Source organism: Bacillus sp. HMA207 (assembly GCF_003402455.1).
Taxonomy (GTDB): Bacteria; Bacillota; Bacilli; order Bacillales; family Bacillaceae_G; genus Bacillus_A; species Bacillus_A cereus.
In genome coordinates, this window is sequence record NZ_BEZT01000002.1 from 204,615 (window position 1) to 224,974 (window position 20,360).

A 20,360-nucleotide genomic window follows, 5' to 3' on the forward strand; every position below is an offset into this window, starting at 1 on the left:
GTCATGTTAGAATGTAGTTGAAAACATGAAGGTTCGAAAGAATTACAACCTGAATTTTCGTTTTTTCTGAATAAATAAGAAAAAACTGTTGGGAATCGATGTAATTCGTTCAGAAAAGGGGGATTTTGGTGGATCATTTAAAACGTCAAGATGAAAAGGTATTTGCTGCAATTGAGGCAGAACTAGGAAGACAGCGTTCAAAGATTGAGTTAATTGCTTCGGAAAACTTCGTAAGTGAAGCAGTAATGGAGGCACAAGGTTCTGTTTTAACGAATAAGTATGCTGAAGGATATCCTGGAAAACGTTACTATGGTGGCTGTGAACACGTAGACGTAGTAGAAGATATCGCACGTGATCGCGTGAAAGAAATTTTCGGCGCAGAGCACGTAAATGTTCAACCACACTCTGGTGCACAAGCGAACATGGCAGTATACTTCACGATTTTAGAGCAAGGCGATACAGTACTTGGTATGAACTTATCTCATGGTGGTCACTTAACACACGGAAGCCCTGTTAACTTCAGTGGAGTACAATATAATTTCGTAGAATATGGCGTGGATGCTGACTCTCACCGTATTAATTACGATGATGTATTAGCAAAAGCGAAAGAACATAAACCAAAATTAATCGTTGCAGGTGCAAGTGCATACCCTCGTGTTATCGATTTCAAGCGATTCCGTGAGATTGCAGATGAAGTGGGCGCTTATTTAATGGTTGATATGGCACATATCGCAGGTTTAGTAGCTGCTGGTTTACATCCAAATCCAGTACCACATGCACATTTCGTTACAACGACAACACATAAAACGTTACGTGGTCCGCGTGGTGGTATGATTTTATGTGAAGAGCAATTTGCAAAACAAATTGATAAATCAATCTTCCCTGGTATTCAAGGTGGTCCACTTATGCACGTAATCGCTGCAAAAGCTGTTGCATTTGGTGAAGCACTTCAAGATGATTTCAAAACATATGCACAAAATATCATTAACAATGCAAACCGCTTAGCTGAAGGTCTTCAAAAAGAAGGACTTACACTTGTTTCTGGCGGAACAGACAATCACTTAATCTTGATTGATGTTCGTAACTTAGAAATCACAGGTAAAGTAGCAGAGCACGTATTAGATGAAGTTGGTATTACAGTGAACAAAAATACAATTCCATTTGAAACAGCAAGCCCATTTGTAACAAGTGGTGTACGTATCGGTACAGCAGCTGTAACATCTCGTGGTTTTGGTTTAGAAGAAATGGATGAAATTGCGTCACTTATTGCTTATACATTAAAAAATCATGAAAATGAAGCTGCATTAGAAGAAGCACGTAAGCGTGTAGAAGCGTTAACTAGCAAATTCCCAATGTATCCAAATCTATAATAGATTGAAGAAGACTGCCGAGACTTAATTGTTTTGGCGGTCTTTTTTTTGGACATATATTATTTTTAAAGTATGTATACAAATGATGAATAAATTTTGGCGATATAATGAAGGATACAGCTCCCATAATTGGTAAAGATACTAGATAGATTCATTGTAAAATCATGATTTTGCCAAATTTGCCCTTGAATATTAGTAGCGTTTTCTTTACAATCGTAAATAGTGTAAAAAAGCGTGCAAACGCATGAATATCATCTAAAGGAGAGATTCACATGGGAAAACTGTATGTATTTGATCACCCGTTAATTCAACATAAGATTACATATATTCGCGATAAGAATACAGGTACGAAAGATTTTCGTGAATTAGTGGACGAAGTAGCAAGCTTAATGGCTTTCGAAATTACTCGCGACCTTCCACTTAAGGACATTGAAATTGAAACACCTGTAAGCAAAGCGACAACAAAAGTGATCGCTGGTAAAAAACTTGGTTTAATTCCGATTTTACGTGCAGGTTTAGGAATGGTTGATGGAATTCTGAAATTAATTCCAGCAGCAAAAGTAGGACACGTTGGTTTATACCGTGACCCTAAAACATTGCAACCGGTAGAATACTATGTGAAACTTCCAACGGATGTAGAAGAGCGTGACTTTATCGTACTAGATCCGATGCTAGCAACAGGTGGTTCTGCGGCTGAAGCAATTAACTCTCTGAAAAAGCGCGGTGCGAAACAAATTAAATTAATGTGTATCGTTGCAGCTCCAGAAGGGGTAAAAGTAGTACAAGAAGAACATCCTGATGTTGATATTTATGTAGCAGCATTAGATGAGAAATTAAATGACCACGGATATGTAGTACCAGGTCTTGGTGATGCTGGTGACCGTTTATTCGGAACGAAGTAAGACAACTGACGAGCAGGGGAGATTCCCCAGCTCGTCTTTTTTGCTGTAAGCAAGTAGAGGAGGGGAGAGGATAAATATACATCGTATATACAACATAAGTTGCATACACCTCACATATAATATAGAAGTCTTACGTCTGAGGAACACTATATTATGGAAGAAAAGCGTTATATCTCGAAAATATAATAGTGACAAACTTGTGAACATTTCCTTCTATTATAAAGAGAAAACTGTTAGAAATTGCATATATGTAACCAGTATTTAGAAGGGGAACGTTTTCATTTTTGGGAGGAAATGCCTAATACTCAAATTTTTAGATTTTTTACGATTTCTCGTTGACACTGTTAATACCCTATTGTATGCTAACAACGGGGATAGATGGTAGGGCTTTCAGTGACAAAATTACATCTATTCCGTGACGAAAATGTAAACTTTTTGTTTTGTATAGGATTTATGCAAAAAAATGAGTTATTATTAACACATCGTGAATGAGGGTTACATATTGGAGGGATGAATCCTTGCAAAAAAACGATCGCAGCCATATAAAAGCTTATGCTTTAATGTCAGGTATTCTTGCTCAATTAGTCGGTTCTATTCTTGTTGGAATCTTTGGTGGGCAGTGGATTGATAATAAGGTTGGAACGTTTCCGTTGTTTCTTATTATAGGGTTATTACTCGGACTAGGAACAGGGGTATACGCAATGATTCGACTCATTCGACATTACTATTCGGGAGAGCAATGATGATAGACGTACATGGACTTGTCCAAAGACAAAAGAAATATATGTACTACTTGCTTGCGCTTCTAGTGCTAGGATGGGGATTTACCTCTTACAAGGATGTATTTCTTGGACTGATTATCGGGACGATTTTCAGTTTTCTTAGTTTGCGCATCATTGCACGTAGAACAGACAAGCTGCTAGATCGCGTAACAAATGGAGAAAACGTGAAGTTCAAGGCAACAGCGGTAAGTACATATTCAAGATTCGCCACGATTGGGTTATTAATTTTATTTGCAGCCAAATATCAAGAGTTAATCGCGATGTGGGGCCTAGGTGTAGGATTGCTGACAGGATACCTTGTCATGATCATAGATTTTCTTTATTTAGAGTATAAGAGCAGGGAAGAGAGGTGAATTACTAGTGGAACACGGTAAATTAGTTGAATTTCTAGGTTTAACGTTCGATTTGTCATCAGTTATGATGGTTACTGTAGCAGCAGTTATTGTTTTCTTAATCGCTGTTATCGGAACTCGCAGCTTAGCTCTTCGCCCAACCGGGATGCAAAACTTCATGGAATGGGTGTTTGACTTCGTGAAAGGGATTATCAATAGTACGATGGACTGGAAAACAGGTGGACGTTTCTTAACGCTTGGCGTTACGCTTATCATGTTTATCATCGTATCGAACTTCCTTGGTTTACCATTCATGTATTCAGCAACTGAAGCTGGCGAACATATTGCATGGTGGAGATCACCAACGTCTGATCCAGCAGTTACATTAACATTAGCCGTGATGGTAGTTACCCTCACCCATTATTATGGAATTAAGATGAAGGGTACGAAAGAGTACGTAAAAGGTTATTTCCAACCTATGAAATTCTTATTCCCATTAAAGGTTATTGAGGAGTTTGCTAACACATTAACGTTAGGTCTTCGTTTATTTGGTAACATTTATGCAGGTGAGATCTTATTAGGATTACTTGCTAAGTTGGGCGGAGCATCAGTCCTTGGGGCATTAGGTGCGCTTGTACCAATGTTAGCATGGATGGGATTCAGTGTATTCGTTGGATCAATCCAAGCATTTATTTTCGTTATGTTAACGATGGTTTATATGGCTCATAAAGTAAGCCATGACCATTAATATAATTTAAGTAAGAAAAAATTTATTTTTTTATAATACAAAGGAGGACAAATTAAATGAGTTTAGGTGTAATCGCAGCTGCAATTGCAATTGGTTTATCAGCATTAGGTGCAGGTATTGGTAACGGTCTTATCGTATCACGTACAATCGAAGGTGTTGCTCGTCAACCAGAATTAAAAGGCGCACTTCAAACAATTATGTTCATCGGGGTTGCTTTAGTTGAGGCACTTCCAATCATCGGTGTAGTTATTGCATTCATCGTAATGAACAAATAAGGGAGACTCCCCTTACATAGATGGCGAAGAGTGTTTTTCCGAACTTTCTTCGCCATTGCTTTATGAATGAAACGTATGTCTTTTTTTTTCATATGATCAATTTAGATATTTTGAAGGGAGTGAATCCTTGTGCCAACTTTATTATTAGGTGCTGCCATTCCATTTGGAACGATTGCTTATACATTGTTCATTTTCTTACTTCTATTAGTAATGCTACGCAAATTTGCGTGGGGTCCTTTAATGGGAATTATGAAAGAACGTGAAGAGCATGTTACTAATGAAATCGACGCTGCAGAAAGAAGTAATGCTGAGGCGAAGAAGTTAGTAGAAGAACAACGTGAAATGTTAAAACAATCACGTGTTGAAGCACAAGAGTTAATCGAAAGAGCGAAAAAGCAAGCTGTAGATCAAAAAGATGTTATTGTTGCTGCTGCGAAAGAAGAAGCAGAATCAATTAAAGCATCTGCTGTACAAGAAATTCAACGCGAAAAAGAGCAAGCAATTGCTGCTTTACAAGAACAAGTTGCTTCTTTATCTGTTCAAATTGCTTCTAAAGTAATTGAAAAAGAATTAAAAGAAGAAGATCAAGTGAAGTTAATTCGCGATTATATTAAAGAAGTAGGAGAAGCGCGATGAGCAATGGGATTGTAGCAAAACGTTATGCTGTCGCTCTTTTTAAAATTGCTAAAGAAAAACACGTATTAGAAATGTTTGAAGAGGAATTACGCCTTGTACAAAACGTTTATGTAAAGAACGGAGAACTACATAGCTTTTTAACGCAACCGAACATTTCAAAGGAACAAAAGAAAACGTTTCTTGCAAACGTATTCGGATCTGTTTCTGAATCTATTTTAAATACGTTATATATTTTAATTGATAACAAACGCATTGATATCTTACCTGAAATTGCAGATGAATATGTTGTTCTTGCTAATGAAGAACGTAACGTAGCGGATGCAACTGTATATTCTACTCGTCTTCTATCAGAAGAAGAGAAGCTTAACATTGCTGAAGCATTTGCAAAGAGAACGGGAAAAGATGCAATTCGCGTGAAAAATGTTGTAGATGAAGATTTACTAGGCGGAATTAAAGTACGTATTGGAAATCGCATTTATGACGGAAGTTTACAAGGAAAATTAGCACGTATTCAGCGTGAATTAATGAAGAATAGATAGGGGTGAAGCACATGAGCATCAGAGCTGAAGAAATTAGCGCACTGATAAAGCAACAAATCGAGAACTATCAGTCTGAAATCGAAGTTAGTGATGTTGGTACAGTTATCCAAGTTGGTGACGGTATCGCGCGTGCTCATGGTCTTGATAACGTTATGGCTGGTGAACTTGTAGAGTTCTCTAACGGCGTTATGGGACTAGCACAAAACTTAGAGGAAAACAACGTAGGTATTATCATTTTAGGACCTTACACAGAAATTCGTGAAGGTGACGAAGTTCGTCGTACTGGTCGCATCATGCAAGTACCAGTAGGAAAAGAACTAATTGGTCGTGTTGTAAACCCATTAGGTCAACCAGTTGATGGTTTAGGCCCAATCAATACAACAAACACTCGTCCAATCGAAAGTCCAGCACCAGGTGTAATGGATCGTAAATCTGTTCATGAGCCACTTCAAACAGGTATTAAAGCGATCGATGCTCTTGTACCAATTGGCCGTGGTCAACGTGAGTTAATCATTGGTGACCGTCAAACTGGTAAAACAGCAGTTGCACTTGATACAATCATTAACCAAAAAGATGAAGACATGATTTGTATCTATGTAGCAATTGGACAAAAAGAATCAACTGTACGTAACGTAGTAGAAACACTACGTAAGCACGGTGCATTAGAGTACACAATTGTTGTAACTGCATCTGCTTCTCAACCAGCTCCATTATTATACCTAGCTCCTTACGCTGGTGTAACAATGGGTGAAGAGTTCATGTACAATGGTAAACACGTATTAGTAGTATATGATGACTTATCAAAACAAGCAGCGGCTTACCGTGAACTGTCATTACTATTACGTCGTCCTCCAGGTCGTGAAGCTTACCCAGGGGATGTATTCTACTTACATTCTCGCTTATTAGAGCGTGCAGCAAAATTAAGTGATGCAAAAGGCGGCGGTTCTTTAACTGCACTACCTTTCATCGAAACACAAGCAGGGGACGTATCAGCATACATCCCAACAAACGTAATTTCTATTACGGATGGACAAATCTTCTTACAATCTGACCTATTCTTCTCTGGCGTACGTCCAGCGATCGATGCGGGTACTTCTGTATCTCGTGTAGGTGGATCTGCTCAGATTAAAGCAATGAGTAAAGTATCAGGTACACTTCGTCTTGACCTTGCATCTTACCGTGAGTTAGAAGCGTTCGCTCAGTTCGGTTCTGACCTTGATAAAGCAACTCAAGCGAAATTAAACCGTGGTGCTCGTACTGTTGAGGTATTAAAACAAGGATTACACAAACCGTTACGTGTAGAGAAACAAGTTATCATTCTTTACGCTTTAACACGTGGATTCCTAGATGATATCCCAGTAGTAGATATCACTCGTTTTGAAGAAGAATTCCATGCTTGGTTAGATTCTAATGCGACTGACTTATTAGAAGAAATCCGCACAACTAAGAAACTTGCGGATGACGACAAATTTGCAGCAGCAATCAATGGATTTAAAAAAGTATTCGTAGCTTCTGAATAATAATAAAAAGTGAAGCCGACTGTTCAGCCCCATCGGCTAAGGTTCTTTCTCACAGAAGGTGCTTTTTACCTTCTTGTGGGGAAGGTTCTTAGACGAAAGGGGCTAGGAGGCGGAACTAGATTAATAAAAGCGGAAGCGGCTCGTTCTGAATGTGAGGGGGATGGAGCTTCTGACGAAGAGCCGGTGTTTGCCTCGTAGGAAGAAGTGAAGACACCGAGCATTCAAGCCGCTGGAGCTAGATAGTATATATAAAAGGCATCTCGGGCTCTGAGATTGCTAAAGGTCATGTAAAGGAAAAGAGTAGGTGCACCTATTCTTTTCCTTCAATCATGAGCAAGAATATCTTGCAACGTAGATTAGGAAGAGGATTCTTACTAATCGTGCCAACTTCCGGAAAAAAGGTGGTGAAAACCTGTGGCATCTTTACGCGATATAAAAGCGAAGATTAACTCGACAAAGAAAACGAGTCAAATTACGAAAGCGATGGAGATGGTATCTGCATCTAAGTTAAACCGTGCAGAGCAAAATGCTAAATCTTTCGTTCCGTATATGGAAAAGATTCAAGAAGTAGTAGCGAGCATTGCGCAAGGAAGCAAAGGGATTAATCATCCAATGCTAAATGCGCGTCCTGTAAAGCGTACAGGATACATCGTTATTACGTCTGATCGCGGACTAGCAGGTGGTTATAACAGTAACGTATTACGTACAGTAAGTAACGTAATTCGTGAACGGCATAATATGGATTCAAACCAATATTCTATTATTGTGCTTGGACGACTAGGACGTGATTATTTAAAACGTCGCGGCTTTAACATTATTGATGAAGTAGTTGGATTATCTGACCACCCATCATTTACTGATATTAAAGACCTTGCTTCTCGAGCAATTGCGATGTTCGCAGATGGTGCTTATGATGAGCTGTACATTTACTACAACCATTACGTAAGTAAAATTTCACAAGAGGTAACGGAAAATAAAATTTTACCGCTTACTGATGTGGCGTCTGACAAACCGACGACAGCTTATGAATTCGAACCTTCTGAAGAAGAAATTTTAAAAGTACTATTGCCACAATACGCAGAAAGCTTAGTGTACGGTGCATTACTAGACGGTAAAGCAAGTGAACACGCAGCGCGTATGACAGCAATGAAGAGTGCTACAGACAACGCAATGGAAGTTATCGATTCACTTACACTTTCATTCAACCGTGCGCGTCAGGCAGCGATTACGCAAGAAATTACGGAAATCGTTGGTGGAGCAGCAGCGTTAGAATAGTATTAAAAAGCGGAAGCGGCTCTGTCAAAAGAGTCGCGTAAGCTATAAACCAATAAAAAATTAAAAGCTAGCTGCTCGTAGAAAGTTGGCTAATTAAAAGAAAGCTAGGAGGGAACCCGATGAATAAAGGGCGCGTTACGCAAATCATGGGTCCGGTTGTAGACGTTAAGTTTGATGGCGGAAAGCTACCAGAAATCTACAACGCCCTTACGGTAAAACAAAGCAACGAAAACGGAAGTATTAACTTAACATTTGAAGTTGCACTTCATTTAGGTGATGATACAGTTCGTACAGTTGCAATGTCTTCCACAGATGGACTTGTTCGTGGCACAGAAGTAGAAGATACTGGTAAACCAATCTCTGTACCAGTTGGTGATGTAACACTTGGTCGCGTATTTAACGTATTAGGTGATGCAATTGACTTAGATGGTGAGGTTCCTGCAGATGTACATCGTGATCCAATTCACCGTCAAGCACCTGCATTCGAAGAATTATCTACTAAAGTAGAAATTCTTGAAACTGGTATTAAAGTAGTAGACTTACTTGCTCCTTACATTAAGGGTGGTAAGATCGGCCTATTCGGTGGTGCCGGCGTAGGTAAAACAGTATTAATTCAGGAGTTAATCAATAACATCGCACAAGAGCACGGTGGTATCTCTGTATTCGCTGGTGTAGGTGAGCGTACTCGTGAGGGTAATGACTTATACCACGAAATGAGCGATTCTGGCGTAATCAAGAAAACTGCGATGGTATTCGGACAAATGAACGAGCCACCTGGAGCACGTCAACGTGTTGCATTAACAGGTTTAACAATGGCTGAGCATTTCCGTGATGAGCAAGGACAAGACGTACTTCTGTTCATCGATAACATCTTCCGTTTCACGCAAGCGGGTTCTGAAGTATCTGCCCTTCTTGGTCGTATGCCATCTGCGGTAGGTTACCAACCAACACTTGCAACAGAAATGGGTCAATTACAAGAGCGTATTACATCTACAAATAAAGGGTCTATCACGTCTATCCAAGCGGTATATGTACCAGCCGATGACTATACTGACCCAGCACCAGCTACAACGTTCGCTCACTTAGATGCAACAACAAACTTAGAGCGTCGTTTAACGCAAATGGGTATTTACCCAGCCGTAGATCCATTAGCATCTACATCTCGTGCACTTTCTCCAGAAATCGTAGGAGAAGAGCATTATGAAGTAGCTCGTCAAGTACAGCAAACTTTACAACGTTATAAAGAACTTCAAGATATCATCGCTATCTTAGGTATGGATGAGTTATCTGAAGAAGATAAGTTAGTTGTACATCGTGCTCGTCGTATTCAATTCTTCTTATCTCAAAACTTCCACGTAGCTGAGCAGTTTACAGGTCAAAAAGGTTCTTACGTACCTGTAAAGAATACAGTTAGTGGTTTCAAAGAAATTCTAGAAGGAAAATATGATGACCTTCCAGAAGATGCATTCCGCTTAGTAGGTGGCATTGAAGAAGTTATTGAAAACGCGAAGAAAATGATGGCGTAAGGCCTTAGGAGGGACGAAGTATGAAGACATTTCCAGTCAGTATTGTAACTCCTGATGGACCGGTTTACGAAAAAGAAGTAGAAATGGTAAGTGTAAAAGCAGAGAGTGGGGAAATGGGGATCTTACCAGGTCACATTCCAACTGTTGCACCATTAAAAATTAGTGCAGTTCGTCTGAAAAATGGTGGACACACTGATTATGTAGCAGTAAGCGGTGGCTTTATCGAAGTTCGTCCAGATAAAGTGACTGTATTATCATCATCTGCTGAAGAAGCAAACCATATCGATATCCATCGTGCAAATGAAGCGAAGCGTCGCGCTGAGCAACGTCTGCAAGATAAACAAGCACATGTTGACTTTAAACGTGCAGAAATGGCATTACAACGTGCTGTGAACCGTTTGAACGTTTCCGATATGAAGTAAAAAAATCCGTAAGGGCTTTGCCTTTACGGATTTTTTTTGTGTATTTTATGGATAATTTTACAAAACTGGTATAATTATATTGATGCTTGTATAAGTAGAAGTGTACAACAATTTATATTTCATAAAGGGGATGGATCAATGATTGGTGAAATGAAGCGAGAAGCATTGTACTCTTTAAAGGGAAAATGGGGACTAGGTGTTGGATCAACGATTTTATATTTTATTTTAAGTTATGTCGTTTCGATAGCTGCAATGCTTATACTATTAATTCCAGGAATTATTATATTTCTCTCAGTTGTAAGCTTAACTGGATCATTTGAAGAGGAAACGATGTCAATTGGAGCAGGTATTACCTTTGGAATTTTTTATTGCATTATGATAATTTTGAGTAACGCATCGTATGGGATTACGTCATATGGTTATACAAATGTATTTTTACAGATTAGTAAACGAGAAGATGCTAAAGTAGATTACTTATTCGAAGGATTTCGTGGCTTTAAAAGAATGATGAAAACAATGTGGGCAATGCTTGCGATTTTGTTATATACAGGTACATGGATTCCGATGCTGTTAATAGGCTTATTTGCATTGTTAGGTGAAGAAGGGAATACGTCATTTGCAATAGCTTTCTTCGTACTATTAGCAATTTCAATTGTTGGTATGATTGTGATGTATTTTTCTTATGCACTGACGTACTATGTGATGATTGAAAATCCAGAATATAGTGTTTCGCAGGCGATGAAGGAAAGTAAGAATCTTATGAAGGATCATAAGTTAGATTTGTTTCTTTTATGGCTGAGCTTCATAGGATGGGCTATTTTAGCGCTGCTTACTTTTGGAATAGGATTTCTTTGGCTTAGTCCGTATATGAGTACGACGACAGCACACTTTTATCGCTACATTTCAAAAGGTGAATTTCAATAGGAACATGCTATACTAATAGAATTATTGTGTATAGGAGGCGAGGCTACGCATGATTAGTGATTTAAAAGGAGAAGCGCTAGATTCATTAGAAGGGAAATGGGGATTAGCTGTTGGAGCTACACTACTCATTTCAATTCTTATCACGGCTTTTAGTTTTAGTGTTGATTGGGGATTTTCTTTAATTTTCGGTTGGCAAAAAACAAATGGTTCACTTTCAACGAATATTCTTTCATTTTTTGTTACTGGACCGTTAACTTTAGGTGGATATTACCTTGGTTTAAATATCCTTCGTGAAAAGCAAGCTAGTATTGGTAATGTATTCATTTGGTTTTCAGAGGGAAAGAGATTTCTAAAATCATTTTTATTATATTTATTAGTAAATCTTTATCTTTTCTTATGGACGTTATTGTTCATTATTCCAGGTATTATTAAATCATTTTCTTATGCGATGACGTACTTTATTATAAACGATCATCCTGAGTATTCACTGAACCAAGCTATTACAGAAAGTCGTCGTATGATGGATGGACATAAGATGGAGTATTTCATTTTATGTTTAAGTTTTATTGGCTGGTTTATATTAAGTTGTATTACGTTAGGGATTGGATTCTTATGGTTAATTCCATATTTCTATACGACATCTGCAGCTTTTTACGAAGAGATTGCAGAAGAATATTATGAGAAAAAAATTTAGCACTATAAAACCCCCGGTATGAATTATTTGTTCATACTGGGGGTTTTTTGTAGAAATTTTATAAATTGATTACTAGTAAGTGGTTTACTGAAATAGTAACCTTGCATATATTTACAGTTATGTTTTTGCAGAAACTTAAGTTGTTTTTCGGTTTCAATTCCTTCGGCAACGACTGAAAGATTTAAAGTATTCGCGAGGGAAAGAATTGTAGAAACGATGGCTCGTTCTTCAGGACGATGATCAGCTAATTGTGTAAATTCTCTCGGTACTTTTAATGTGTCGATTGGAAAAATTGATAAATAAGCAAGAGAAGAGTACCCAGTACCGAAGTCATCAATGGAAGTTTGGATACCGTACTCTTTTAATTGCTTCAGTCTCAATAACGTTTCTTTCTCGTCAATCATTGCAATTCTTTCTGTTAACTCAAGTGTTACATATTTTGGATCGACTTGCACGTCGTTTAATATTTGTGAAATGTTTTCGATTAATTGATCTTGCCGGAATTCTTTTGCGGATAAATTAACACTTATTTTTAAATTTTGGTAGCCAAAGGTATGCCATATTTTTAATTGGAGACAAGCTTCTTGTAATACCCAATGTCCAAGTGGGACTACTTGTGGCGTCTCTTCTACAATTGGAATAAACTCACATGGTGAAATGTCACCTAATAGTGGGTGTTTCCAACGTATTAAAGCTTCAGCACCGATAATTTTATTTGTTGTCGTATCAATTTGTGGTTGATAAACGAGATAAAATTCTTTGTTTACTAAAGCGATTGGCAAATCTTTTTCAATTCGAGCTTTTCGTTCCATTTTTTTATATAGTTCTTTCGTGTAAAGAGAGCTACCGTTTTTTCCTTTATTCTTTGCTTCGTACATGGCCATATCAGCATGCTGCAAAATGGATAGCGCATCTTCACCTGCTTCAGGATATATTGCAATTCCGATGCTCGGTGAGATTTGTAAATGTTGATTTTCGATTTCAAATGGCTCATTCATGGCCGCTACAATCCTATCAGCTATTTTTTGGACATCTGGCTTTTTTTTGTAATTCTCGATAAGGATTGTGAACTCATCCCCAGCTAGCCGCGCGAGTTTCATATTTGATGTTGCTATTCTTTCGAGCCTTTTTGCTACTGCGATGAGCAATAGGTCTCCTACTCGATGACCGAGGGTATCATTAATAACTTTAAAACGGTCTAGGTCGAGAAACATAACAGCAAAAGGCTTTTTCGATATTTTTGCTCGTGCAATTGCCTGTTCTAAATGTTGATGAAATGCACGTCGATTTGCAAGCTCTGTTAAAGTATCATGGTATGCTAGGAAGTTGATTTGTTCTTGTTGTTGTTTGCTTTCCGTAATATCTTTAATCATTAAATAAACCCCAGAAATTTTCTCCTTTAAAAAGATCGGTACGGCGGTAACGTGCAAGTAGTAAATATCTCTGTTTTTATGGTAAGCCCGTATTTCTAAAGAAATAGAATATCCCTTTTTCACGCGATGAAAGGCGTTAATCATTTCTTCTAAATCTTCTTCGTATATGAGTGAATAGTAAGGCTGGTTTAATAATTCATTCGTTTGATAACCGAGTAAAGTAGTACCAGCGTTATTTACTTTGAGAAAATTACCGTACAAATCTAATGTGAAAATTGGATCTGGATGATGCTCGTATAAAGATTTAAACATTTGTTGATTATGATAGAGTTCATTTTTCTGTTCTACTAAATCTTCTGTACGTAGTTTAATTTGTTTCTCGAGTTCTGAGTTGAATTGCATTTGAGCGATCAATAATATTTTATTTTGTTTTCGAACTAAACTATGACGTATGAGAACGAAAGAAAAAGTTATTATAAGTCCGATTACTATAATAGGCGCAAAAACGTATTCAACTAATATAAAAACAATAAGCATTACTACCGAAATATACGGTAATGATAATCGGATTGATTCGCCAATTTTAGGTGTTAGTAGTACTTGTTCTTGTTTTTCAGGCTTTTTTGTATGGAGAATACAGGCGATTGCTATTAGTACTAAGGTTACTTGATAGAAAGGAGTAACTGTAAACATAGAATACTCTGGTATGAAGTATTTTATATAAGCATAAATCGCATCTGTAGTAGCATATAAAATTAAAGCACTGCCAAGAAGTGCACCGACCTTTTTAGGTAATAAGGATAGTGGTTTGAATAAAAGGTTGATTCCTATTAAGAGAAAGAGTAAATCAGCCATTGGATAGGTAAGTTGAACAAATATGTCGATATAGGATGTTGTAAAGATATGAATAGTTCGTTCAATAAGTAAGTAGTAACTTAAAGTAAATTGGGCTGTAACGATAATACAAATATCACATAGCATAAAAAGTTTTTCTAATAAATCTCGGTTATAAATGATTTCGTATAGAAAGGCAAACGTAAAGCTAACTAAAAAAAGTAAGTAAAAAAAGTCAGATGGATCAACGAACGTATAGAAGTCCTTTACAATTAAACGCTGATAGGCAACGACTATATCACCGATAAAATAAGAGAGAGCTCCAACAGATAATATGATCCAAAATAAACGAGATAGCCCTTCTTTCATGTTTGAAAAATAAAGTATATAACTACAAGCGATAATATCAATTAATAGGGTGCTCGTTCCAATTAATAGCTGAAAAGGAAATGAGTATTCATATACAAAAGGCATTGCTACATAGTGAAGCGTTATAGACAGCAATACAATGCTTATAAGAATACTTACATGTGTTTGTTTTTTCATTTATATCACCTACGGTTTCTTGAAAAGCATATATAAGTTTTATATTTATTTTGCACAATTATAGCAAGTTGTAAAGATAGATTTTAATAATTCTTGTTTCTGTCTCCCAACATATCGACATAGGAATTTGAAGTTTGCTATAATGATTAGAATAGTTGCATTATTTAGAAAAATTTAAAAATAATAATTACTGCAACTAGGACATATTGTTTACTATGTGAACTTGTTCTTAATTTAGGGGGGAGGGTTTCACAATGGCAAGTGTATATGAAAATAGTTATATGATCGTTTTGATTTTCTTGCTATTAGGTATATTGCTGCCGGTAGTGGCTCTTACATTAGGAAGGATGCTGCGCCCAAATAAACCAAGTGCAGCAAAGGCGACGACGTATGAGAGTGGAATTGAGCCTTTTCATGATGCAAATATTCGGTTTCATGCTCGTTATTATATTTTCGCTTTATTGTTTGTGATCTTTGATGTAGAAACTTTATTTTTATATCCTTGGGCTGTTGCGTATGACAAGCTAGGTTTATTTGCATTAATTGAAATGCTCATCTTTGTTGTAATGTTGCTAGTTGGATTAGCGTATGCTTGGAAAAAGAAGGTGTTACAATGGTTATAAATTTTGAGGAATTACATCCAAATGAGCGAGCAGAATTAGAACGAAATATCTTTTTTTCTACATTGGAACAGTTGAAAGGATGGGCGAGGAGCAACTCTTTATGGCCGATGACATTCGGACTGGCATGCTGTGCAATTGAAATGATGGGGGTAGGCTCATCACATTACGATTTAGATCGATTTGGGTCATTTTTTCGAACTTCACCAAGGCAATCGGACGTCATGATTGTATCGGGAACAGTAACGAAGAAGATGGCTCCTATTGTTCGGCGTTTATATGATCAAATGCCCGAACCGAAATGGGTTATTGCGATGGGATCTTGTGCGACAGCAGGTGGTCCGTATGTAAATTCATATGCTGTTGTGAAAGGTGTAGACCAAATCGTACCAGTTGACGTGTATATTCCTGGTTGTCCCCCAAATCCAGCTGCTTTAATCTATGGAATTAATAAATTAAAAGAGAAAATTCGTTACGAGGCAAAGACCGGAAAGCAGGTGACGAATAAATGAGTAATCCAAATAAAGATTTAGAGGATCTGAAAAAAGAAGCAGCTAGGCGTGCAAAAGAAGAAGCGAGAAAACGCCTTGTAGCGAAACACGAGGCGGAAATAAGTGAACTTGAGGAGGAAGATCAAGAAAAAGAGAAAGCGCTACCAAAAAATGATGATATTACTATAGAAGAAGCAAAACGACGTGCAGCAGCAGCCGCAAAAGCAAAAGCGGCGGCGTTAGCGAAGCAGAAAAGAGAAGGGACAGAAGAAGTAACGGAAGAAGAAAAAGCGAAAGCGAAGGCGAAGGCAGCAGCAGCTGCAAAGGCAAAAGCGGTGGCGTTAGCGAAACAGAAAAGAGAAGGAACCGAAGAAGTAACGGAAGAAGAAAAAGCGAAAGCGAAGGCGAAGGCAGCAGCAGCTGCAAAGGCAAAAGCGGTAGCATTAGCGAAGCAGAAAAGAGAAGGGACAGAAGAAGTAACGGAAGAAGAAAAAGCGAAAGCCAAGGCAAAAGCGGCAGCATTGGCGAAGCAGAAAGCCTCGCAAGGTGATGGGGATTCGGGAGATGAAAAGGCAAAGGCAATTGCAGCGGCAAAAGCGAAAGCAGCAGCGGCTGCCAGAGCGAAGACAAAGGGAGCTGAAGGTAAGAAAGAGGATGAGCCGAAGCAGGAAGAACCGTCCGTAAATCAGCCGTATTTAAATCAGTATGTTGAGGCTATTAGGGAGAAGTTAGGAGAGGGTGCATTAGTAGATTCCTACATTAATAAACTGTCAAAGGATGTGCCAACTCTTGTGGTGGATCCCGAAAAGTATTATGAAGTGATGGAGTCACTGCGATTCCATGAGGGACTTGCTTTTGATTATATGTCAGAGCTACATGCGACGGATTTTGTGACACATATGGAAGTGTATGTTCATTTGTTTTCATATGGCAAGAAACAATTGGTAGCGGTGAAGGTAAAGCTAGACCGGGAAGCGCCGCAAGTCGAATCTGTGACAGCACTTTGGAAAGGAGCTGACTGGCCGGAGCGAGAAGCATACGATTTGCTCGGCATTGTATTTAAAGGGCATCCGAATTTAACGCGTATTTTAATGCCAGATGATTGGGTAGGATATCCGCTTAGAAAAGACTATGAACCGTATGATGTGGAGGTGTAGCTATGATCCGCACGGAAGAGATGCTTTTGAATGTAGGACCTCAGCATCCGAGTACACATGGTGTGTTCAGGCTCGTAATTAAGATTGACGGGGAAATTATTAAAGAAGCTACACCTGTTATTGGATATTTGCATCGCGGGACGGAAAAGATCGCTGAGAGCTTACAGTATACGCAAATTATCCCTTATACAGATCGAATGGACTATTTATCAGCCATGACGAATAATTACGTCATTTGCCATGCTGTAGAGACGATGATGGGGCTTGAAATTCCAGAGCGTGCCGAATACTTGCGAGTACTTGCGATGGAGCTAGGAAGAATTGCGAGCCATCTCGTTTGGTGGGGGACGAATCTTCTTGATATAGGAGCGGTCAGCCCGTTTTTGTACGCGTTTCGTGAAAGAGAGATGATTATAAATTTATTAAATGAATTATGCGGGGCACGGCTTACTTTTAACTATATGAGAGTTGGCGGTGTGAAGTGGGATGCGCCAGATGGTTGGATTGAAAAGGTGGAAGAGTTTGTTCCGTATATGAGGGAGCAATTAGCAGGGTATCACGATCTTGTTAGCGGTAATGAGATTTTCTTAAATCGTGTGAAAGGCGTTGGTATATATAGCGCGGAAGAAGCAATCTCGTATTCTTTAAGCGGAGCAAATTTGCGGTGCACTGGAGTAAACTGGGATCTTCGCAAAGATGAGCCGTATTCGATTTATGATCGTTTTGATTTTGATATTCCTGTTGGAAGCGTGGGAGATGCTTGGGATCGCTACGTTTGCCGAATGCAAGAAATCGAGGAGTCTTTAAAGATTGTTGAGCAAGCGGTTCAGCAGTTCCCGAAAGATGGAGCTGTGCTGGCAAAAGTACCGAAAATTATTAAGGCACCTAAGGGAGAAGCATTTGTACGTATCGAATCGCCGCGCGGAGAGATTGGTTGTTATATCGCAAGTGACGGAAAGAAAGAGCCGTACCGTTTGAAGTTTCGTAGGCCATCTTTTTATAACTTGCAAATTTTACCGAAGTTATTGAAAGGTGAAAACATCGCTAATTTAATTACGATTTTAGGTGGAGTTGATATTGTACTTGGGGAGGTTGATGGCTAATGATTGAGACGCTCTTACAATCACCTTCAAGCTGGACGAATTTCTTCATTTTTTTCGGATTAGCGGTACTTCTACTATTTGCAGTCCTTGGCTTCGTTACATATGGAATCTTGGCAGAACGGAAAGTGATGGGATTTATGCAAGGGCGGATTGGACCAAACCAGGTTGGAGGCCGATTCGGTTTACTGCAAACGGTAGCTGATGTTTTAAAACTATTATTGAAAGAAGATAGTATTCCGAAAGCAGCAGATAAACCGCTGTTTATATTAGCGCCTGTCATTGCATTTGCACCAGCATTTATGGTGCTTGCGGTTATCCCGTTCACTGATAAATTTCAATTTGCAGATATTGGAGTCGGGCTACTTTATTATATTGCTGTTTCCGGTATTACGACGATAGGTGTTGTAACTGGGGGATGGGCATCGAATAATAAATATTCCCTTTTAGGAGGGATGCGTGCAGCGGCGCAAATGATTTCTTATGAGATTCCGCTCGTAATGAGTGTAATTGGTATCGTTTTGCTAGCTGGTAGCCTGAATTTAAATGAGATTGTAGCGGCGCAGGAGAAGGTTTGGTACATTTTCGTACAGCCAATTGGCTTCGTCGTTTTCTTAATCGCAGCAGTTGCAGAGTTAAATAGAACGCCATTCGATTTGCCAGAAGCGGAGTCAGAACTTGTTTCTGGATATCATACGGAATACTCAGGGTTTCGCTGGGCGTTTTTCATGCTTTCAGAGTACGTATATTTCTTCGGGATGGCATCGTTAATTACAGTGCTCTTTTTAGGCGGATGGAATCCAGTCATGTTTCTTGGATTTATCCCAGGTGCCGTATGGTTTGCTTTGAAATTTAGCAGTGTAGTCTTTCTATTAATTTGGTTCCGCGTTACGTTCCCGCGTATAAGAGGTGACCAGTTAATGGAGTTTGGATGGAAAGTATTATTGCCGATTGCACTTGCAAATATTTTCTTAACGGCATTGATTAAGGAGTTATTCTTCTAATCTATGAGGGGGGTGCCAGTAAGAGATGAAAGGACTATTTAAAGGGTTAAAATATACATTAAGTAATTTGAGCAAGAAGAAGGTAACGTATGATTATCCAAATCAACCGTTGCCGTTGCCAGACCGTTTTCGGGGGATTCAAAAATTTTATCCGGAGAAATGTATTGTTTGTAATCAGTGCTCTAACATTTGTCCGACAGACTGTATTCAGTTAACAGGAAAGAAACATCCGGATCCTACGAAAAAAGGAAAAATTATCGACACGTATGATATTAATTTTGAAATTTGTATTCTTTGTGATTTATGTACAGAAGTTTGTCCGACAGAGGCAATTGTCATGACAAATAACTTTGAACTCGCGGAATATTCACGTGATGACTTATTTAAAAATTTGCAGTGGCTTGACGAAAACGACGAAAACGTCAGGAAGGAGAATAAGGCATGAATGGCGAGTTTGTAGCATTCTTTATACTATCCTTGTCTGCAATTATCGGCGGTGTTCTTATGTTGAACTTAACGAAAGTTATGCACATGATGCTAGCTCTCGTTCTGACATTTCTCAGCATTGCAGGTTTGTATTTTCTTTTGTCAGCCGAATTTATAGGCGTTGCACAAATTTTACTTTACTCTGGTGCAATCACAATTATTATGATTTTCGGCATTATGTTAACGAAACATAACGCGGAAAATGAATCGCGTCTTACTCTTCGAAAATGGATTATCTCCTTTGCAGTTGTAGCATTTGGAGCGGTTATGTATTTCGCTGTTAATAATGTTGATTTTGCAAATGAAAGCACACAAGGAAGTTTACCTCTCCATGAAAACAACACACTTCAAATCGGTACGCTTCTCTATTCAAAATATATTATTCCATTTGAACTAACTTCAGTTATTTTACTTGTAGCGCTCGTTGGCGCAATTATACTTGCGAAAAAGGACGAGAAAGAGGAGGATTCCAATGAGTAGCGTTCCAGCTTCTGCATATTTAACACTTGCGATTATTTTGTTTTGCATCGGTCTATTTGGAGCTTTAACAAAGCGGAATACAGTAATCGTATTAGTTTGTATCGAATTAATGCTGAATGCTGCCAATTTAAACTTAGTGGCGTTTAGTAAATTAGGCTTATTTCCGAATTTAACAGGTCAAATTTTCTCACTGTTTACGATGGCTGTAGCGGCAGCGGAAGCGGCGGTAGGACTCGCTATTTTAATTGCTTTATATCGTAATCGTACGACAGTTCAGGTGGATGAAATGGATACGCTCAAAGGATAGCATTGTGACCGAAAAAG

At 38.5% G+C, this 20,360-nt stretch carries 25 protein-coding genes; 24 read left to right on the forward strand and 1 reads right to left on the reverse strand.

Annotated elements, in window-relative coordinates; genetic code table 11:
* Positions 1 to 128 precede the first annotated feature (128 nt).
* The 16 genes from glyA (at position 129) to HMAS_RS21600 (ending at position 11,945) form a co-directional block, all read left to right on the forward strand.
* Complete coding sequence (gene glyA / locus HMAS_RS21530) at positions 129 to 1,370, forward strand: serine hydroxymethyltransferase (protein WP_000349805.1); 1,242 nt, start codon at positions 129 to 131, stop codon at positions 1,368 to 1,370.
* Between the two features lie 272 nt (positions 1,371 to 1,642).
* Positions 1,643 to 2,272, forward strand: a complete 630-nt coding sequence (gene upp, locus HMAS_RS21535) for a uracil phosphoribosyltransferase (RefSeq protein ID WP_000517539.1) — start codon at positions 1,643 to 1,645, stop codon at positions 2,270 to 2,272.
* 378 nt (positions 2,273 to 2,650) lie between these two features.
* Positions 2,651 to 2,764, forward strand: a complete 114-nt coding sequence (locus HMAS_RS21540; RefSeq protein WP_000232962.1) for a DUF4024 domain-containing protein — start codon at positions 2,651 to 2,653, stop codon at positions 2,762 to 2,764.
* 26 nt (positions 2,765 to 2,790) lie between these two features.
* Positions 2,791 to 3,015 carry an AtpZ/AtpI family protein gene (locus HMAS_RS21545; RefSeq protein WP_001171223.1) on the forward strand — a complete coding sequence of 75 codons (225 nt, stop codon included), beginning with the start codon at positions 2,791 to 2,793 and terminating at the stop codon, positions 3,013 to 3,015.
* The gene (locus HMAS_RS21550; RefSeq protein WP_000567600.1) at positions 3,015 to 3,407 is read left to right on the forward strand and encodes an ATP synthase subunit I; all 393 of its coding nucleotides are present in this window, start codon (positions 3,015 to 3,017) and stop codon (positions 3,405 to 3,407) included. Before HMAS_RS21545 ends, HMAS_RS21550 begins: the two co-directional genes overlap by 1 nt.
* Before the next feature lie 7 nt (positions 3,408 to 3,414).
* Positions 3,415 to 4,134: a F0F1 ATP synthase subunit A gene (gene atpB / locus HMAS_RS21555; RefSeq protein ID WP_000399871.1), complete on the forward strand. Its 720-nt coding sequence runs from the start codon at positions 3,415 to 3,417 to the stop codon at positions 4,132 to 4,134.
* A 56-nt stretch (positions 4,135 to 4,190) separates the two neighbouring features.
* Positions 4,191 to 4,409 carry a F0F1 ATP synthase subunit C gene (gene atpE, locus HMAS_RS21560; protein ID WP_000052064.1) on the forward strand — a complete coding sequence of 73 codons (219 nt, stop codon included), beginning with the start codon at positions 4,191 to 4,193 and terminating at the stop codon, positions 4,407 to 4,409.
* Between the two features lie 129 nt (positions 4,410 to 4,538).
* Positions 4,539 to 5,045, forward strand: coding sequence for a F0F1 ATP synthase subunit B (atpF, locus tag HMAS_RS21565; protein ID WP_001142618.1), 507 nt, complete (start codon positions 4,539 to 4,541; stop codon positions 5,043 to 5,045).
* Positions 5,042 to 5,584 carry a F0F1 ATP synthase subunit delta gene (atpH, locus tag HMAS_RS21570; RefSeq protein ID WP_000064683.1) on the forward strand — a complete coding sequence of 181 codons (543 nt, stop codon included), beginning with the start codon at positions 5,042 to 5,044 and terminating at the stop codon, positions 5,582 to 5,584. Before atpF ends, atpH begins: the two co-directional genes overlap by 4 nt.
* 11 nt (positions 5,585 to 5,595) lie before the next feature.
* A complete protein-coding gene (gene atpA, locus HMAS_RS21575; protein ID WP_000027518.1) occupies positions 5,596 to 7,104 on the forward strand; it encodes a F0F1 ATP synthase subunit alpha in 1,509 nt (502 codons plus the stop codon).
* 75 nt (positions 7,105 to 7,179) lie between these two features.
* On the forward strand, positions 7,180 to 7,302 hold the full coding sequence (locus tag HMAS_RS28285; RefSeq protein WP_000521151.1) for a hypothetical protein: 123 nt from the start codon (positions 7,180 to 7,182) through the stop codon (positions 7,300 to 7,302).
* A 216-nt stretch (positions 7,303 to 7,518) separates the two neighbouring features.
* On the forward strand, positions 7,519 to 8,379 hold the full coding sequence (gene atpG / locus HMAS_RS21580) for a F0F1 ATP synthase subunit gamma (protein ID WP_000157696.1): 861 nt from the start codon (positions 7,519 to 7,521) through the stop codon (positions 8,377 to 8,379).
* A gap of 119 nt (positions 8,380 to 8,498) precedes the next feature.
* A complete protein-coding gene (gene atpD, locus HMAS_RS21585) occupies positions 8,499 to 9,905 on the forward strand; it encodes a F0F1 ATP synthase subunit beta (protein WP_001032593.1) in 1,407 nt (468 codons plus the stop codon).
* A 20-nt stretch (positions 9,906 to 9,925) separates the two neighbouring features.
* Positions 9,926 to 10,327, forward strand: coding sequence for a F0F1 ATP synthase subunit epsilon (gene atpC, locus HMAS_RS21590; protein WP_000847211.1), 402 nt, complete (start codon positions 9,926 to 9,928; stop codon positions 10,325 to 10,327).
* Positions 10,328 to 10,465: 138 nt separating this feature from the next.
* Positions 10,466 to 11,251: a DUF975 family protein gene (locus HMAS_RS21595; protein ID WP_000578819.1), complete on the forward strand. Its 786-nt coding sequence runs from the start codon at positions 10,466 to 10,468 to the stop codon at positions 11,249 to 11,251.
* Between the two features lie 49 nt (positions 11,252 to 11,300).
* Entirely contained in the window at positions 11,301 to 11,945 is a 645-nt protein-coding gene (locus HMAS_RS21600) for a DUF975 family protein (protein ID WP_000622462.1), read from the forward strand.
* Between the two features lie 23 nt (positions 11,946 to 11,968).
* Here HMAS_RS21600 and HMAS_RS21605 read toward each other — a convergent pair whose 3' ends face one another.
* Entirely contained in the window at positions 11,969 to 14,698 is a 2,730-nt protein-coding gene (locus HMAS_RS21605) for an EAL domain-containing protein (protein WP_116345014.1), read from the reverse strand.
* Positions 14,699 to 14,952: 254 nt separating this feature from the next.
* Between HMAS_RS21605 and nuoA the strand changes: the two genes are divergently transcribed.
* The 8 genes from nuoA to nuoK are packed head-to-tail and all read left to right on the forward strand — an operon-like array spanning position 14,953 to position 20,343.
* Positions 14,953 to 15,321 (forward strand): NADH-quinone oxidoreductase subunit NuoA, encoded by a 369-nt coding sequence (gene nuoA / locus HMAS_RS21610; protein ID WP_000179273.1) that lies wholly within the window; start codon positions 14,953 to 14,955, stop codon positions 15,319 to 15,321.
* Entirely contained in the window at positions 15,312 to 15,830 is a 519-nt protein-coding gene (gene nuoB / locus HMAS_RS21615) for an NADH-quinone oxidoreductase subunit NuoB (RefSeq protein WP_000236331.1), read from the forward strand. Before nuoA ends, nuoB begins: the two co-directional genes overlap by 10 nt.
* The gene (locus tag HMAS_RS21620) at positions 15,827 to 16,966 is read left to right on the forward strand and encodes an NADH-quinone oxidoreductase subunit C (RefSeq protein ID WP_116345015.1); all 1,140 of its coding nucleotides are present in this window, start codon (positions 15,827 to 15,829) and stop codon (positions 16,964 to 16,966) included. Before nuoB ends, HMAS_RS21620 begins: the two co-directional genes overlap by 4 nt.
* Before the next feature lie 2 nt (positions 16,967 to 16,968).
* Entirely contained in the window at positions 16,969 to 18,069 is a 1,101-nt protein-coding gene (nuoD, locus tag HMAS_RS21625) for an NADH-quinone oxidoreductase subunit NuoD (protein WP_000621434.1), read from the forward strand.
* Positions 18,069 to 19,070 (forward strand): NADH-quinone oxidoreductase subunit NuoH, encoded by a 1,002-nt coding sequence (gene nuoH / locus HMAS_RS21630; RefSeq protein WP_000573426.1) that lies wholly within the window; start codon positions 18,069 to 18,071, stop codon positions 19,068 to 19,070. Before nuoD ends, nuoH begins: the two co-directional genes overlap by 1 nt.
* A gap of 25 nt (positions 19,071 to 19,095) precedes the next feature.
* Positions 19,096 to 19,515 (forward strand): NADH-quinone oxidoreductase subunit NuoI, encoded by a 420-nt coding sequence (gene nuoI, locus HMAS_RS21635; protein WP_000677191.1) that lies wholly within the window; start codon positions 19,096 to 19,098, stop codon positions 19,513 to 19,515.
* Positions 19,512 to 20,036, forward strand: a complete 525-nt coding sequence (locus HMAS_RS21640) for an NADH-quinone oxidoreductase subunit J (protein WP_116345016.1) — start codon at positions 19,512 to 19,514, stop codon at positions 20,034 to 20,036. The genes nuoI and HMAS_RS21640 overlap by 4 nt, the downstream gene beginning before the upstream one ends.
* On the forward strand, positions 20,029 to 20,343 hold the full coding sequence (gene nuoK / locus HMAS_RS21645) for an NADH-quinone oxidoreductase subunit NuoK (RefSeq protein ID WP_000100079.1): 315 nt from the start codon (positions 20,029 to 20,031) through the stop codon (positions 20,341 to 20,343). Before HMAS_RS21640 ends, nuoK begins: the two co-directional genes overlap by 8 nt.
* The last annotated feature ends 17 nt before the right edge of the window (positions 20,344 to 20,360 follow it).

Bases quoted from the DNA above. Each gene is read 5' to 3' on its own strand.
- HMAS_RS21605 (WP_116345014.1), bottom strand. From the start codon at position 14,698: ATGAAAAAACAAACACATGTAAGTATTCTTATAAGCATTGTATTGCTG.
- nuoA (WP_000179273.1), top strand. From the start codon at position 14,953: ATGGCAAGTGTATATGAAAATAGTTATATGATCGTTTTGATTTTCTTG.
- atpE (WP_000052064.1), top strand. From the start codon at position 4,191: ATGAGTTTAGGTGTAATCGCAGCTGCAATTGCAATTGGTTTATCAGCA.
- nuoB (WP_000236331.1), top strand. From the start codon at position 15,312: ATGGTTATAAATTTTGAGGAATTACATCCAAATGAGCGAGCAGAATTA.
- HMAS_RS21640 (WP_116345016.1), top strand. From the start codon at position 19,512: ATGAATGGCGAGTTTGTAGCATTCTTTATACTATCCTTGTCTGCAATT.
- HMAS_RS21600 (WP_000622462.1), top strand. From the start codon at position 11,301: ATGATTAGTGATTTAAAAGGAGAAGCGCTAGATTCATTAGAAGGGAAA.
- nuoI (WP_000677191.1), top strand. From the start codon at position 19,096: ATGAAAGGACTATTTAAAGGGTTAAAATATACATTAAGTAATTTGAGC.
- HMAS_RS21540 (WP_000232962.1), top strand. From the start codon at position 2,651: ATGGTAGGGCTTTCAGTGACAAAATTACATCTATTCCGTGACGAAAAT.
- upp (WP_000517539.1), top strand. From the start codon at position 1,643: ATGGGAAAACTGTATGTATTTGATCACCCGTTAATTCAACATAAGATT.
- atpA (WP_000027518.1), top strand. From the start codon at position 5,596: ATGAGCATCAGAGCTGAAGAAATTAGCGCACTGATAAAGCAACAAATC.
- HMAS_RS21550 (WP_000567600.1), top strand. From the start codon at position 3,015: ATGATAGACGTACATGGACTTGTCCAAAGACAAAAGAAATATATGTAC.
- HMAS_RS21620 (WP_116345015.1), top strand. From the start codon at position 15,827: ATGAGTAATCCAAATAAAGATTTAGAGGATCTGAAAAAAGAAGCAGCT.
- atpH (WP_000064683.1), top strand. From the start codon at position 5,042: ATGAGCAATGGGATTGTAGCAAAACGTTATGCTGTCGCTCTTTTTAAA.
- HMAS_RS21595 (WP_000578819.1), top strand. From the start codon at position 10,466: ATGATTGGTGAAATGAAGCGAGAAGCATTGTACTCTTTAAAGGGAAAA.
- nuoK (WP_000100079.1), top strand. From the start codon at position 20,029: ATGAGTAGCGTTCCAGCTTCTGCATATTTAACACTTGCGATTATTTTG.
- atpC (WP_000847211.1), top strand. From the start codon at position 9,926: ATGAAGACATTTCCAGTCAGTATTGTAACTCCTGATGGACCGGTTTAC.
- nuoH (WP_000573426.1), top strand. From the start codon at position 18,069: ATGATTGAGACGCTCTTACAATCACCTTCAAGCTGGACGAATTTCTTC.
- atpD (WP_001032593.1), top strand. From the start codon at position 8,499: ATGAATAAAGGGCGCGTTACGCAAATCATGGGTCCGGTTGTAGACGTT.
- nuoD (WP_000621434.1), top strand. From the start codon at position 16,969: ATGATCCGCACGGAAGAGATGCTTTTGAATGTAGGACCTCAGCATCCG.